General features: G+C 63.5%; 1 protein-coding gene. It reads left to right on the plus strand.

Annotated features, from left to right (window positions below; translation table 11 throughout):
• Nucleotides 1-1,193: PEP/pyruvate-binding domain-containing protein (locus tag MPC4_RS18130; RefSeq protein ID WP_174513772.1), on the plus strand; the 1,193-nt coding region annotated here is incomplete at both ends.

Here is a 1,193-nt window from a genome sequence, read left to right on the forward strand (position 1 = left end):
GAGATGGCCAATCTCGGCCTTCCCGTGCCCCCCGGCTTCACCATTACGACGGAAGTCTGCACCTATTTCTACACGAACGGGAAGAGCTACCCGCCCGAACTCGAAGCCGATGTGAACGCGGCGCTCGAGGCGACCGGCGCCATCGCTGGCCATGTCTTTGGAGATCCGGCCAATCCACTGCTCGTTTCGGTCCGCTCCGGGGCGAGGGCCTCGATGCCGGGCATGATGGACACCGTGCTGAACCTCGGCCTCAACGACGTCACCGTCGAGGCGCTGGCGCAGAGTTCGGGCAATGCGCGTTTCGCCTATGATTCCTATCGCCGCTTCATCCAGATGTATTCGAATGTCGTGCTCAATATCGATCACCACGAATTCGAGACGATCCTCGACAGCTTCAAGGACCGCAAGGACGCGACGCTCGACACGGATCTCGATGCGGCGGACTGGAAGGAAGTGATCGCCGATTATAAGGCGAAGGTCGCCGAAATGCTGGCCGAGCCCTTCCCGCAGGACCCGAAAGCGCAGCTTTGGGGGGCGATCGGCGCCGTCTTCGGCTCCTGGATGAATCCCCGCGCCGAAACATACCGGCGGTTGAACGGCATTCCCGCGAGTTGGGGCACCGCCGTCAATGTGCAGGCGATGGTTTTCGGCAATATGGGCGAGACCTCCGCGACGGGCGTCGCCTTCACCCGCGATCCCTCGACGGGCGAGAACCTGCTCTACGGCGAATTTCTCATCAACGCGCAAGGGGAGGATGTCGTCGCCGGCATCCGCACGCCGCAGAACATCACCGAGGCCGCGCGCATCGCGGCCCGTTCCGAAAAGCCCTCGATGGAGGCGGCTCTGCCGGAGGCCTTCGCCGAATTCCGGCGCACCACCGCGCTGCTCGAAAAGCACTACCGCGACATGCAGGACATAGAGTTCACCGTCGAGAACGGCAAACTCTGGATGCTGCAGACGCGCTCCGGCAAACGCACCTCCAAGGCCTCGCTGCGCATCGCCGTCGAAATGGCCAATGAGGCGTTGATCACCCGCGAAGAAGCGATCGCCCGCATCGATCCGGCCGCGCTCGACCAGTTGCTCCATCCGACGATTGACCCAAAGGCCGAGCGCAAAATCGTCGCGACCGGCCTGCCGGCTTCGCCGGGCGCTGCGAGCGGCGAGATCGTCTTCAGTTCCGAGGACGCCGAGAC

This window comes from Methylocella tundrae, assembly GCF_901905185.1.
GTDB lineage: Bacteria > Pseudomonadota > Alphaproteobacteria > Rhizobiales > Beijerinckiaceae > Methylocapsa > Methylocapsa tundrae.